This is a genomic window from Polaromonas sp. Polasp52 (genome assembly GCF_059491565.1).
In genome coordinates, this window is sequence record NZ_CP168513.1 from 4491168 (window position 1) to 4506640 (window position 15473).

A 15473-nucleotide genomic window follows, 5' to 3' on the forward strand; every position below is an offset into this window, starting at 1 on the left:
GGCCGGCGGCGTGGCGGCCCGGGGCTGGGGTGGGTGGGAAAGCTGCATGTCTGTCTGTCCTTGGCCCCGGGTGCAGGGCAGTTTTGTTGTTCTCCAAGAGCCTTCATCGTACTGTATGAACATACAGTTATGGCCCCTGATTTACCCCTGGAAACAATGACCCGAGCGCCCGCGGATGGCGCCGGGCGCGCAGCTCCGTTCAGCGCTGCCGGGGTGCCATCCCTTTAAGTCAGTTTTGTGAAAAATTCACAAAAAATCGTTACCACTTTGTCCGCCAAAACACAAAGTGGCCCCCTGATTTTTCCTCGCCTGCCTATTCTTGGTTCATATGAGTAGAACTTAAAAGCTAATAACAAATAGAACCATGGCTTTTGAGTAATGGAAAAGGCGTCTCAATTAAGGATTTGTACAACTTAAGAATGAGATGGGTATTGACCAGGCAGCAAGGAGACCGGCATGAGTACTTTGTTAATACCTCTCTTCTCTGGGGGCCGGTGCTTTCCCCTCCATGCATGGCACGGCGCCTCTGCCGCCCGCCCATCTTCCTGAAGGAGGCCGGCCATGAGCACGCCCCACACCTTCCCCGCGCCCGCCGCTGACAAATTTGCCATCCTCGGCAAGCTGGCCTGGCTCTGGATGAACTCCCCCCTGCACCGCGACTGGACGGTGGACCTGCTCAGCCGCTTCGCCCTGCCGCCCATCGAGCTGGGCCAGTACCTGCTGCTCGAGCGCGGCGGCATGCCCGTAGCCTATTGCAGCTGGGCCCACTTGAGCAGCCGCGCCGAGGCCGCCTACATGCTGGACGCCGGCAATATCCCCCTGGCCGACTGGAATGGTGGCGACCACCTGTGGTTCGTCGACTGGGTCGCGCCTTTCGGCAAGGCCGACTCCTGGGACATGAAAAAGCGGCTGGAAGAAAAATTCCCGACCTCGGTGGCGCGCGCCCTACGCGTCAAGCGGGGCAGCCGCAGCGGACGCGTCATGGAGTTCCGCGGCCGGCACATCGAGCCCCAGGCCGCGCGGCAAATCCTGGCGCGGCATTTTCAGGACTTCCTCGCGCATTTTGATAAAGCGCGAAAGCTGCAGGCAAAAAAACCGGGCGCGGAGGCGCTGCATCCCGACAAAACGGCGGCCTGAGCAGGCCTTGAAACCCGTCATCCATTTGAAACCCGTCATCCCCATCCGGAGGCCGCCATGCCACTGACCAATGCCGAACTGACAGAGCTTCTTCGCAGCGGCCGCTTGCCGCAACTTGGCGAGCACACTGCTCTTGAAATTTTCGCGAAGTTGATGGAGGGGAGCAATCCCTACGGGACCTACAGCATGGTGGATCGCGTGGCGAATGTGTGGGTCCGGACTTATTCAGTGATAGGCCTTGACAGGTTCAGGGCGCGCCTGGACAGGACTGTAGAAAGGCCACCCGGGTTTATTGGTCCCTTGGAGCCCCTGGTGCCGACGAGCTTGCGCGAGGGTTTGAAATATCTATTCGAAATGCAAACCAGCCTGCTGTTTCAGCACTTCTGGACCTTGACGGCGTTCTCCAGCATTGGGTGGGCCGCGAACCGGCCTGGGATGTACTCGGGTTTTGCGGGCGAAAACGACTATCTGACAGACCTGGGCATACTCGCAACGACCCGGGCAAGCATCAATGCCGTCCTCGAAGGCGCGCTGCTGCTTGCGGATGGCTTGCGATACCGGGAAATCATGTCCCCCAAGGCCCTTCCGGAATTTGCAGCGGGAGTTGCAAAACAGAAAGAAGCGTTGAACCTTGCCGATGACGGATTGTCAATAACCCGCAACGAGGTAGACCAACACTACTGGGTCAATGGCAACTATCCGGGTCGCCCGTGGCAGCAAGGGCGCAGACCGACGGTCCTCAATCCGGACGTCCCAGAGCATGTACGTCAAAACTTTCAAGCCGCGGAGGAACATGCCACTAAGTTTAGAGCAGAGGTCAAGAGTTACCTGAAAGAGGCCGAAGAGATCCATCTTGCTGTCGAGAAGCATATCGAAAAAACCAAGATGAACCGCAGCTTCCTCAGCGTTGCCACCTTCACCGGCTTTGTCTTGAATGGGATGCTCGCGACGGCCATGGCATCGATGATGATTGACCATGCGTTGGGGGATCATCCGGAATATAAGGGTGAGCACGGCGACAACAAAAGAGCCGTTGACCAGGCTGTAGGGTCCCTGCTGCTGATCTCGGCCGTGGCCAGTATCTTCACCAACGGACCCAAAGCTATCGCCGCCCTGGGCGCTGGCTTGAAGAGCCAAAACATGCTCCGGGATCAGGACAAGGAGAAAGGTCTTCTCTCCAAATACAAACTCACCCAAGGGCTGGTCAAAGAAAAATACGAGGGACTGAACAAGGTCAACAAAGGATTCGCGATCGCCGGAACCGCGTTTGGAGTTCCCAACGCGCTATTCAGCTTGCTGGCTATTTCGCCCAACCTGGGGAACGATGCCTATAGCTCCCAGGAAAAAGGCATAGTCGCCGCGGAAATGCTGACCCAGGCCACCGCCATGACCGTCATGGTTGGCTCCAATATCTGGTTGGCGCACGTCATCGGGAACGGACTGGAACTGACTTCGCCACTGACTTCGGCGAAAGGAAAGGCCATTGTCAGTGGGTTGAAGTTCCTGGGCCCCTTAGCCGGTGGCGCCGTCGCCGGCATGATGACGGCGTTCAGTCCCCTGGAGATTTATGGCCTGACTCAGCAGTCCAAGTATGCCGACCAAGTCGAAAAACTGGGCAAGAGCATGCTGTCAGCTGGCTATCAGGGCACCGCCATGCTGGCGGACCTTTATCGTGACAAGACCTCTACTGAATGGGGTTTTTTTGCGGGCACCCAGGCTTTGTCGATTGTTGGAACCCTGGCTTTTTATGCGGCATTGGCGACCCCCATGGCGTCCGGTGCGGTCCTTGTCGACTTCGTGGCCGGGATTGTCAGTGGTGTGTTGCAGGGTATCAAGCAGACCGCCCTGGAGGCTATCGCGAGAGACTACATCGACCAAATCAAGCGTAAGGGCGGAAGCCTCAAGTTTTTTGGTGAAGACCTGAAAGCGTCGGCCAATCAGGTCTTCCGTAACAGTGACATGTTCGGGAAATTGCAGACTGCCTTCGATGTCGACCAGGTCGTGGCGGTTTCCAGTCCCAAGCTGACTTCAGCCTCCCTGCAGCTGGCCGCGATCACCAAAAATGGCGCGGATCTGAAAACCGTGGACAGCTTTATCAGAAGTTTCGTGGAAGGCACGGCGGACTGGGGCGAAAAACTGACCTTTAATCCAGAGAGAGGCGAGCTGACACTCTCCGCGACCAGGGAGAGCCAGGTCCTGACCTTTCTCAACCCGCTGCCGGCATCCGGCACGGAGGAGCGCTGGCGTGTGCGAACCGGCAAGAAGGCCTACACCAGCACACTTCGGATGGCGTTCAACACGAGTTCAGACCCCAATAAAAAAGACGTTGCCCTGTGGACGATCACTGATGGCAATGCCTCGAGCAGTGCGTCCAGCACCATGGATCTGCGCAACGTGGTGACCCAGGCCACCAACTTTGACAAAACAAAAACCACCAGCGTCTTGCTTGACGTCAACGGCTACGGAGGGGACGACACCGTCATCGCCGGCGCGGCCAGGCTGAATTTCGACGGCGGCGACGGAATCGATTCCGTCTCGTATGCGGGATTGACAGGCGTGAGCATCAAGGTCCAAACGACTTCGACGGGTTATTCGGTCACCAAAACTCTGGCGCAGACCAAGGCTTACCAGGAGGAGGTCGGCGAGAGCACGGTTGTTTACGGGAAGAGGACCGAGAAAGTCCAGTTCCGGGATTTCAAGTTGGATACCTTGAGCAATCCAACAATCATCGACACGCTGAAGAATGTTGAATACGTCATTGGGGGAGACGGGACCGACATGATCGATGGCAATTCCCAGGGCAATCACATCAGTGCCGGTGAAGGGAATGACACGATCAGGGCCGGCGGCGGTAGTGACGTCGTGGACCCCGGGCGGGGCGCTGACACCGTTAACCTCGGTCGCGGCGACGATTGGGTCCGGCAGGAAATGAAGCGGCCCCGCGACCCGTCCTCTCCCCCGCCAAGCCCGGGGGGCGTGCGCGGCCAGGCTATGGATGCCATGGGCGTCATCATGGATGTGATCGACGGCGGCGATGGTGTGGACACGGTGGACTACAGCATGGACGGCATGGAGGGCCGCGTCCAGGCCGATCTGGCCACGGGAATCGCGACCAGGACATTTCATGGCACGGCTGCCAATGTCGGCGCCAAGGGCCAATATGTTCGTATCTACCACTCGGACAATGAGTCGGGCGCGCTGGTGCTCACGGAGCTGGAAGTGTATGCGGATGGCAGAAATGTTGCCCAAGGCAAGGCCAGTTCCTACGGTGCCGACAGTGGCGGTAACGACAGCACGTACAAAAACAACCCCAATGCGTTGACCAATGGCGCCAAGGGCGGCCTCTGGAACGGCAATAGCAACAGCCTCAGCAACATCGCCTATGCCAACTCTTTGGGTGCCAAGCCCTACATTGAGCTGGACCTGGGGAATGCCTACGACATCGAGCTGCTCATGCTCTGGGGCGTTGGGGACGCTACCGGCAACGCGAATGTTTTCGGCAGGAATAACCCGAGCGACAAGCTGCGCATCTATGTCTCGGCGGCGCCGTTTTCCGCCTCATCGACCTACGACACCCTGGCGGCCGATCCTGCCGTGACCAAGGTCAATGATGTGGACCTCGTGGACAAGACGGAGTCCCCCCTCACCTATACCGACAGCTTGACGGGCGTCGAAAACCTGATTGGCGGTTCGCTGGGCGACAGCCTCGCGGGCAACGTGAAGGACAACGCCCTTGCCGGCGGGGCCGGCCGCGACCGTTTGGTGGGACGCGAGGGCAACGACATGATGGCGGGCGGCACCGGCGCGGACAGCATTGACGCCGGCCCCGGCGACGACGTGATCCTGCAGGACCTGGAGCGCGTCTGCGATACCCTCAACGGGGGAGAGGGCAGGGACCGCGTGGACTACAGCGGCGGCACGGCGGCGGGCTTCATCGACGCCGACCTGGGCGCACAGCGCGTCACCAAGACCGTCGCCATGACCGTCGCCGGCGCCCTCGTCACGGCCAGCGCCACCGATATGCTGCAAGGCATCGAGGACGTGGTCGGTTCTTTGATGGGCGACGTCATTGTGGGCAACGATGGGGCGAATGCCCTGGTGGGCATGGCCGGCACTGACCGCCTGGAGGGCGGCCGGGGTGCGGACACCGTTGATGGCGGCGAGGGCGACGACACCCTGGTGCAGGGCATGGACCGGGCGGGCGACACCCTCGACGGCGGCGAGGGCCAGGATACGCTGCGCTACGTGGTCGATGACGCGGACTGGGCGGTGCGAAACTCGGCAAGTATCGCCGTCGACCTGGGCGAACAAAAAGCCACCAAGGTGTTTTACGGCACGGCCGCCAACGTCGGGTCTGTGAATGCGGCGGGCCAGTACACGGCGTTCACGGGCAGCTATATCCGCATCTACCACACGGATGCCACTTCGGTTTTGGCGCTGACCGGCCTGCAGGTATTTGCGGGCGGGGTGGATGTGGCGGCCGGCCGCGCCAGTTCGATCGGCGTGGACAGCGGCAGCATTGTGGGCGGTGAGGTCAATAACACCCGGGCCCTGACCGATGACACCGTGGGCGGCGCCTGGAACCTGGGGTCGGGAAGCGTCAGCAACCTGGCCTCTGTGGGGGGCACCAAGCCCTATGTGGAACTGGACCTGGGCAGCGCGCAGGCCATCGACTCGATCGCGCTGTGGGGGGTGGATGGCCATGCGGACTGGGGCAACAAGCTGCGGGTGTTTGTGTCGAACGCGGCTTTTGCGGCGTCGGCCACCTACCAGAGCCTGTCGGCCAACGCGGGCGTGAAGAAGGTCGACGTGGCGCAGGTGGACACACAGGCCAGCACCACCTATATCGACACGCTGGCCCATATCGAGGGCGTGGAGATATTCAAGAGGGCGCCCCTCAACAGCCCCGGCAGCGCCGCCACTACCCGCGGCAACCTCACCTTGACCGGAGACGTCCTCGACAACACGCTGGTCGGCGACACGGGCAACGACACCATCGCGGGCAAGGAAGGCAATGACGTGCTGATAGGCTGGATGGGCAAGGACAGCATTGACGGCGGCAGGGGCAACGACGTGATCGTGCAGGATATCGAGGCCTACGTCGCCGGGAGCAACGGCGTGTGGGACGTGCTGGAGGGCGGCGAGGGCATAGACAGCGTCAGCTACAACTACACGGAATTCGCCAACGGAACGCGCCCCGTGATGGGTGCCGTGGGGATTAACGCCAACCTGTCGACGGGTCGGGTGATCAAGTATTCGGGCGCCGGATTCACGGTGTACGACTCGGTGAGCAATATCGAGAACCTGGCCGGCACCGCGCTGGCCGATACCCTGACAGGCTCCGCCGTGGGAAACGCGTTCGATGCGGGCGCCGGCAATGACGCCGTCGACGGCGCGGACGGCAACGATGTGCTGTCCGGCGGCGCGGGGGCGGACACGGTGCATGGCGGCGCCGGCGACGACCTGGTCATGCAGGACATGGAGCGGGGCAGGGACACGCTGTACGGCGACGATGGTACGGACACGCTGGACTACAGCACGGACGGCATGGCCGGCCGCATCGTCGCCAGCCTGGCCACGGGGTTGGTCGAGAAGGTGCTGTACGGCACCAGTGCCAGGGTGGGTGCGATGGGCCGCTACATCCGTATCTACCACTCGGACACGGCAAGCGCGACGCAGGAGGTGGCGCTGACGGGGCTGAAAGTGTATTCGGACGGTGTTGATGTGGCGGCCGGTAAGTCGAGTTCGACCGGTGCGGACGGCGGCAGCGGCAATGCCATCAACAACAATCCCCAGGCCCTGACCGATGGCATAGTGGGTGTTATTTGGAACGGGCTCTCGCAGGTCAGCAGCAATATCGCCTGGGCCGGCGGCGCCAAGCCCTACATCGAACTGGACTTGGGCGGGCCGCAGTTCATCGATTCGATTGCCTTGTGGGGAGTGGCCGGCAACACGGCCTGGAGCAACAACCTGCGCGTCTATGTGTCGGAAGTCCCGTTCACCGCGGCCGCGACGTATGCCGGCCTCGCGGCCGACGGGGATGTGGCCAGGGTCGACGTGGCGGTGGTGGACACGGCCGCCACCACGGCGGTACGGGACACGGTGGCAAGCATTGAGAACGTGACCGGCACGGCGATGGGCGACACCATCACGGGTGACGGCAACGCGAACGCGCTGGACGGCGGTGCGGGCGACGACTCGCTTGTCGGCGGCGCCGGCAACGACACGATGGACGGCGGCAAGGGAAAAGACACGCTGTCGGGCGGCACAGGCGACGACCTGTTCCTGCAGCAGGACATGGAGCGGCTGAGCGACAGCTTCAGGGGCGACGCCGGCACCGACACGGTGGACTACGGCGCCATGAACCTGGAAGGGCTGTCGACCCAGGGCATCCGGGCCGACCTGGCGGCGCAGACCGTCAGCAGGATTTTTGAGGGCACGGCCGTCAATGTGGGGGCGAGGGCGCGCTATATCCGCATTTACCACAACGATGCGGTGGCGAGGGAGTCCACCCTCGCGCTGACGGGACTGAAGGTGTACGTCGCGGGCGTTGATGTGGCCGCCGGCACGTCCAGCTCGATCGGGGCCGATGTAGGCAGCGTGAGTGGGGTCGAGGTCAACAATCCGCGGGCCTTGACGGATGCCGCCCTGGGCGGGGCCTGGAACGGGCAGTCGGGGGCCATCAGCAATATGGCCGTGGTGGCGGGGAACAAGGCTTACTTCGAGCTGGACCTGGGCGATGCGCTGGATATTGACTCGATCGCCCTGTGGGGCCTGCAGAGTGACATTCTTCCTGGGGCGGGACAAAACCTGCGTATCTACCTGTCGGAGGTGGCGTTCGTGTCGTCGGCCACGGCCTATGCCGACCTGGCGGCCAGCGCGGCCGTGACCAAGGTCGACCTGGCGGCGGTCGACACGGCCGCGGCCACGACGGTCGTGGACACGCTGAGCGGCATCGAGAACATCATTGGCACGCCGCTGAACGACACGCTCACGGGCGACGCCAACAACAACCGGCTTGAAGGCATGGGCGGCGACGATGTTGTGTCCGCGGGGGCGGGCAACGACACGCTGGCCGGCGGTGAAGGCAATGACACGCTGGTCGCCGGGGCGGGCACGGACAGCCTCATCGGTGGTGAGGGTGTGGATACGGCGGACTACAGCCTGGGCGGCATGACCGGCGCCATTGTGGCCAACCTGGCCCTAGCGGCGAACCAGGTCACCAAAGTCGTCTCGGGAACAACGTATTTCGACACGCTCAATGGCGTCGAAAACCTCATCGGCACCTCTTACGCCGACACGCTCACAGGCAATGGCAATGCCAACATCCTGTCCGGCGGCGTGGGCTACGACACCATCTATGGCGGGGCGGGCAACGACACCCTGTTCGGCGGCGACGGCACCGATGCCGTTAATGGCGGCGAGGGCGACGATACCCTGAGCGGCGATGCGGGCAATGACAGCCTGGCCGGCGATGCGGGCAATGACAGCCTGAGCGGCGGCGCGGGCAACGATGTCCTGAACGGCGGGGCCGGCAAGGACACGCTGTCGGGCGGCGCGGGTGCGGACCTTGTCAACGGCGATGAGGGTGACGATCTGATCCGGCAGGATTTCGAGAGATTCAATGACCGCCTGAATGGCGGCAACGGCACCGGCAGCGACACGCTGGACTACAGCGGCAACGGCGCGGCCGGCAGCGTCAATGCCAACCTGGGCACCAATAAAGTCTATAAGTTCGTGGCCGGTGCGACCTATACCGACACGCTGAGCGGCATCGAGAACCTGGTGGGCACCGCGCTGGCCGACACCCTCACGGGCGACAACAACGCGAACGCATTGTTTGCCGGAGCAGGAAACGATACCGTCAGCGGCGGCAGCGGCGATGACACACTGGACGGCGGCGCGGGCGCGGACATGGTGAAGGGAGACGACGGCGACGATGTGATCCTCCAGCGGAACATGGAAAGGGCGGCCGACACCTTCAATGGCGGAGCCGGCATGGACACGGTGGACTACAGCGGCGCAAACCTGGCAGGGCTGACGACCCAGGGCATCCGGGCCGACCTGTCGGCGCAGACCGTCACGAAGATTTTTGAGGGCACGTTCGCCGGCGTGGGGGCAAGCGGCCGCTATATTCGCATCTACCACTCTGCGGACATCCACCGCGACTACCGGCAAAGCCTGGTGCTGTCGGAGCTGAAGGTGTACGCGGGCGGCGTCAACGTGGCCGCCGACAAAGTCTGTTCGGTCGGTGTTGACCTTGCCAGCAGTGGCGACGGCGATTACCACAGCAATCGCTACGCGCTGACCGATGGCGTGGCCGGCGGGCCCTATTCCGACAATGCGGGGGACTCAGTCCTCTACAACGCCGTGAGGGTGGATGGCCTCACCGGCTTTATTGAACTGGATCTGGGCAGCGTGCAGGCCATAGACTCAATCGCGCTCTGGGGCCCGTCGGACTTTACCGGCTGGTCCAGCCAGCTGCGCATCTATGTCTCGGAGACGGCGTTTGTTTCGTCGCCCACGGCCTATGCCGACCTCGCGGCCAACCCGGCTGTGGCCAAGGTCGATGTAGGGACGGTGGACTGCGTGGCAACTGCAACGTTCACGGACACGCTGGACAGCATAGAGCGCGTGGTCGGCACGGTGCGAAATGACACCCTGATGGGCGATAACAACGCCAATATCCTGTGGGGTGGCGCGGGCAATGATGTCCTGGATGGCCGCTACGGCAACGACGGGCTTTATGGCGACGCGGGCAATGATGTGCTGTATGGGCGGGCGGGCAATGACACCCTCGACGGCGGCGAGGGCATGGACACGCTGGATTTCAGCACCCCGGGCAACATGCCCGAGGTGTCTTCGCTCCAGGTCAACCTGCTGGCGGGCACGGCCACAGGAGCAGTGTGGGGCACCACGTTCACCGATACGCTGGCCGGCCTGGAGAACGTCATAGGCAGCTGGGACGCCGACATGCTGCGGGGCAGCGACGGGAACAACGTGCTGATAGGCGGCAGTGGGGCGGACACGCTTTGCGGCGAGGACGGTGAGGACCGCCTGCTGGGAGGCGCCGGCGGCGACAGCCTGGACGGCGGTAAAGGCGACGACCTGCTGGACGGCGGAGCCGGCAGTGACACCGTGAACGGTGGCGACGGCGATGACTCCCTTAAACAGATCATGGAGCGCGTCAGCGACACCTTCGACGGCGGCAGCGGCATGGATACGCTGGACTACACCCTGATGGACGACGGCGCCAGGGCGTCGACGGCCATTGTGGCCGACCTGGCCGCGGGGACGGTCCAAAAGGTGATTTTCGGCACCAGCGCCAATATCGGGGCGGAAGGGCGCTATGTACGCATCTACCACACCAGCACGGATTGGAACACCCTACAGACGCTGGCACTCAATGGCCTGAAAGTGTTCGTGGGAGGACAGGATGCGGCCGCCGGGAAGACGAGCAAGATAGGCTACGGCTGGAACTACAGGCCGGACGGCACGATAGACGACAACTCTGACTTCAATGCAGCGGCGCTGACCGACGGCCAGCTGAACGGCCTTGGCAACAACGCCAGGTCAGGCCGTGGGCCAACTGACGTGGCCTATGTAAAAGGCTATATGCCTTTTATTGAGGTCGATCTGGGCGATGTCCAGTTCATCGACTCCATCGCCTTGTGGGGTGTCAGGGGACATGAAGCCTGGAGCAATGACCTGCGCGTGTATGTATCGGTCACTCCGATTGCCGCGAAGGGGCCTGGACCCGATGCGCACACCCCCGACGATACCCGGATCACCCAGGAGGTCGTGCTGGGTGGGGCGATAGACACGCTTCCCGCCACACCCTACCTCGGCTTGTTGGCGGCCGCAACAGGAATCTACACGGACCAGGTGGCGAATGTAGAGAACATCAATGGCACGGAGGGCGACGACCTCCTGGCGGGCGACGCCAAGGACAATGGACTGGCCGGCAATGGCGGCAACGACACGCTCAGGGGCGCGGCCGGGAATGACTTACTGATGGGCGGCAGCGGCAACGACAGCCTAAGCGGCGGCGACGGCAGCGACCGCTTGTCCGGCGGGGCGGGCGCGGATGTCGTCAAGGGAGAAAATGGGGACGACCTCATCATCCAGGACGTCGAAGGCGTCAGCGACACGCTCGATGGCGGCGCAGGCCGGGATGCGGTGGACTACAGCGTGCTTGGCATGGGCGGCGCCATCGTGGCGCGGCTGGACCTGGGGTGGGTCACCAAAGATTTTGGCGGGGTACTCTACACCGACAGCGTGAGCAACCTCGAAGATCTGACCGCCACGGTGCTTGACGACATGGTCACGGGCAACGACCAGGCGAACAAGCTGCTCGGAAACGATGGTGATGACGTGATTGCCGGCGGACGCGGCGACGATATTCTGGCTGGTGGCGCGGGCGCGGACAGTGTGGCGGGAGGAGACGGCAACGACGTGGTCCTGCAGGACATGGAAGACGTCAGTGACATGCTCGACGGCGGCGCCGGTGACAACACGGTGGATTACAGCGCCGGCGAAGCGGTGGGCTTTATCCGCGCCGACCTGGCCGCCGGGACGGTCATCAAGGTCTTTGCGGGAACAAGCGCCACCGACACCGTGATCGGCTTCAAGAACCTGTATGGGACTGGGCTTGATGACTCCATTGCGGGAGACAACAACGCGAATGAGCTGTACGGGAATGCGGGCGACGACGTGATTTCGGGCAAGGGAGGCAACGATGCGCTGGCCGGCGGGACTGGCGCGGACCAGGTCAGCGGCGGCGACGGCGACGACGTGATTCTGCAGGACCTGGACAGGGTGGCGGACACGCTCGACGGCGGCACCGGGAACGACACGGCGGATTACAGCGCGGCCAACCCAGCGGGCCTGACGACCGTGGGCATCCGGGCCGACCTGGCAGCGGGAACCGTCGTGAAGATTTTCCAGGGCGCGGCCGTCGGCGTCGGTGTGAAGGGGCGTTATCTTCGCATCTACCACTCGGACATGGAGAGTGAGGCCCTGGCGCTGGCGCTCACCGGGCTGGCGGTGTATGCCGGCGGGGTGGACGTGGCCGCGGGCAGCCGGAGTACGGTTGTTGCCGGCGCCGATGCCGGAACCCTCGTCAATACCCACCTGCACAGCCCCACCGCATTGACGGACAACAGATTTGGCGGAAGCTACGAAGTGGGTGAGACTGGCAGCAATCTGGCGTATGCCGATGCCGGCGCTACGGGCTCCAGGCCCTATATCCAGGTTGACCTTCGCAGTGTGCAGTCCATCGACTCGATCACGCTGTGGGGGCGCGCGAATGCGACGGCCCAGAGCCAAGAGTCGGAGCAGAGCAATATGCTGCGCGTCTATGTGTCCGAAACAGAATTTGTTTCCTCGGCGACCGCCTATGACGACCTGGCCGCCAACCCGGCCGTCACCCACGTGGATGTGGAGGAAGTGGATACCTTCGCCAGTACGACTTTCATCGATACGCTGAAGGATATAGAACACCTGGCCGGCACGCTGCTGGACGACATCCTCACGGGCGACGGCAAAGCCAATACGCTGGCCGGCGGCGCGGGCAATGACACCGTCAACGGCGGCGACGGCAACGATGTGATGCTGCAGGGCATGGAACGGGGCAACGACGTGCTCAATGGCGGCCCCGGTGTTGACACCGTGGACTACAGCACGGGCGGCATGGCCGGCCGTATCGAGGCCAACCTGGCCAACGGAACAGTCTACAAGGTACTGAGCGGCACCTCGGTTGCCGTCGGCGCGAAGGGGCGTTATATCCGCATCTATCACTCGCACTTGGAGAGCACAACCCTGGCGCTGGCGTTGACGGGGCTGAAGGTGTATGCCGGCGGGGCGGACGTGGCCGCGGGCAACCTCAGCGTAGTTTCGGTTGGCGCCGACGGCGGCAACCTTTACAACGCCATCTTCAATCCCGCGGCGCTGACCGATGGCGTGGTGGGCGGCATCTGGAACCAGCAACAGGGGAACCTGAGCAACCTGGCCCATGTGGGAGGCAACAAGCCCTACCTCGACGTCGACTTGCGCAGCGTGCGAGCCATTGATTCGATCGCGCTGTGGGGGCGCGCGGATGTGCCGGCGGAGAGCAACAAGCTGTATATCTATGTGTCGGAGGTGGCGTTTGCGTCCTCGGAGACCGCGTATGCCGACCTGGCGGCCAACCCGGCTGTCAAGGGTTTTGATGTGGCGGTGGTGGACACGGCGGCAAGCACGACTTTCACAGACACGCTGAGCGGCATAGAGAACGTGACCGGCACACCGATGTATGACAGCCTCACGGGCGACGGCAACGCCAATGAGCTGTCCGGCGGCAAGGGTAACGACACGCTGATCGGCGGCGCCGGTGATGACCGTTACCGGTTTAACCTGGGCGATGGGCGGGACATCATCACGGAAGCCATCGCGCAAACCGGGGGCCGTGACCGCATTGTGTTTGGCGCCGGCATCAGCGCAACTCAGCTTACCGCCAGCCGGGCCAGCGGCCAGGTCACACTCACTGTCACGGCCAGCGACAGCATCCGTTTTGCCGCGCCGGCCCTGGGCAGTTATGCGCTTGAAGAGTTCGAGTTTGCCGACGGCGGCGTGAAGGACGCCGCCTGGCTCCGCATCCTGCTTAACACCGCGCCCGCCGGCGCGAACAAAACCGTCCCCATGTTCGAAGACGGCAGCTACACGATCACCGCCACCGACCTGGGCTTTAGCGACGCCGATGCCGGCGACAGCCTGAGCGCCGTGCGCATCGACAGCCTGCCGGCCGCCGGCAGCTTGACACTCAACGGCGCCGGCGTGGCGGTGATGCAGGTTGTCAGCGCCGCCGACCTGGCCGCCGGCAAACTGGTGTTCAGGCCGTTGGCCAACGCCAACGGCAACAACTACGGGAGTTTTAACTTTTCGGTCAAGGACTCGTATAGCGCCTTTGCCGCAAACCCCAACACCCTGGCGTTCAATGTCACGCCGATCAACGACGCCCCCACAGGTGGAATCACTCTGATGAAGGGCGGTACGGCCGTGACGGGCAGCACGACCGTGCGGCAGGGCGACACCCTGAGCATCTCCAGCACTCTGTCCGATCCGGACGGCCTGGGCGCCTTTAACTACCAATGGCAAAGCTCGTGGAGCGGCGATACCTGGGCCGACATTGCGGGGGCCACGGCTGCCAGCCTCACGCTCACGCCCAACCTGGCCGCCTTGAAGGTACGTGTGTCCGTCAGCTACACCGATGGTGGCGGCACGCCGGAAACCAAGGTCAGTGCGGGCACCTGGGCGGTCAACCTGATATTCGGCACGTCCGGCAACGACACGCTGGATGGCACGCCAGGAGACGACCAGCTCGAGGGCCGGGGCGGAGACGACAGGCTGTTCGCCAGCGCCGGGAATGACATGCTGGACGGTGGATCGGGCATTGACACCGCCGACTACAGCCGCTCTGCCTTCGCCTTCACAGGCGGAATCCGGGCCTCCCTCAATCCCTACTATGCCCCCCTCCAAAGCAACCCCGACCCCACATGGAGTAGCAGGGTCATCAAGGTGGTTTCGGTCGGCGGTGTGGATACCGTTTTCACTGACTACCTGAAAATAAACAGCATAGAGAATCTGGCCGGCACGCCGTTTTCCGACACCTTCCTGGGCAATGGCGATGCGAACGTGTGGTACGGTAGCCGGGGCAACGATACGGTGGACGGCGGTGCGGGCATAGACACGGTGGACTACAGCCGCAACATAAGCTTAGGTGGGGATATAGGTATTCTCATGGTGGATCTGTCCTTGGGCTACGCAGCGAAGATGACTTCCAATGGTTTCAGTTTGGGGGTTGACACACTGGTCGGTGTGGAGTGTGTGGTGGCCACGGACGGCCACGACTCTCTGGTAGGGGATGCCAATGCGAACGTGTTCACTGGCGGAAAGGGCAATGATGCGTACCAAATGGGGCGCGGGGCGGATGTGGTGCAGGAAAACGATGCGACCGCCGGCAACTGGGACATGCTGGTGTTCGGAATGAACGCCGACCAGCTGTGGTTCCGCCGAAGCGGCAACAACCTGAAGATCAGCACCATAGGCACCAACGACGAGGTGACCGTGCGCGACTGGTACCTGGGCGATGCCTACCACGTTGAGGAGATGACGGTTCCTGCGCCAGCAGGCGTGAAATCCCTGCTTCATACCAACGTCGAAAACCTGGTGCAAGCCATGGCCGCTTTCGCGCCGCCACCCGCCGGGCAAACCACGTTGCCGCCGGAGTACCAGGCGGCACTTGCCCCCGTGATCGCGGCCAATTGGCATTGATAAGGTGGTTGGGCCGCGGCGCGTGC

General features: G+C 62.9%; 3 protein-coding genes. 2 read left to right on the forward strand and 1 reads right to left on the reverse strand.

Going from position 1 to position 15473, the window contains the following annotated elements; all coding sequences use genetic code 11:
* The first annotated feature begins 561 nt into the window (after window positions 1-561).
* Window positions 562-1137 (forward strand): toxin-activating lysine-acyltransferase, encoded by a 576-nt coding sequence (locus ACEN9P_RS21030; protein WP_477664723.1) that lies wholly within the window; start codon window positions 562-564, stop codon window positions 1135-1137.
* 648 nt (window positions 1138-1785) lie between these two features.
* On the opposite strand, the gene ACEN9P_RS21035 is transcribed toward ACEN9P_RS21030, so the two are convergent.
* On the reverse strand, window positions 1786-2334 hold the full coding sequence (locus ACEN9P_RS21035; RefSeq protein ID WP_495622230.1) for a hypothetical protein: 549 nt from the start codon (window positions 2332-2334) through the stop codon (window positions 1786-1788).
* Between the two features lie 342 nt (window positions 2335-2676).
* Between ACEN9P_RS21035 and ACEN9P_RS21040 the strand changes: the two genes are divergently transcribed.
* Complete coding sequence (locus ACEN9P_RS21040; protein WP_495622212.1) at window positions 2677-15447, forward strand: hypothetical protein; 12771 nt, start codon at window positions 2677-2679, stop codon at window positions 15445-15447.
* The last annotated feature ends 26 nt before the right edge of the window (window positions 15448-15473 follow it).